Genomic DNA, 222 nt, shown 5'->3' with positions numbered 1-222 from the left:
ATCGCACACATGGCAGCCACTGGGTAGATCCCGCGATTTTGACGGATCACGTCTATTTTCGTCCCATGATCAGCGCCGCTTGCTTTAAAATATCATTTTCCATAGCGAGCTTCTGGTTTTCTTTTCGTAGGCGGATCAGCTCTTCTTGTTCAGGCGTACGATTTTCTTTCTCGGTGAATGCGCCACTTGTTTGGTATTGACGAACCCATTTATCAAAAGCAG

Annotated in this window: 1 pseudogene; it reads right to left on the bottom strand. The window is 46.4% G+C overall.

Features of this window, described 5'->3' with window-relative positions:
- Positions 1 to 222: pseudogene (locus tag CHH91_RS19480) on the bottom strand (IS3-like element IS655 family transposase); the annotation flags it as partial.

It is taken from the genome of Virgibacillus sp. 7505, assembly GCF_002272135.1.
Lineage (GTDB): Bacteria > Bacillota > Bacilli > Bacillales > Amphibacillaceae > Terribacillus.
Note: the sequence above shows the minus strand (reverse complement) of the source record. Positions and strands in the feature narration are given on the sequence as shown.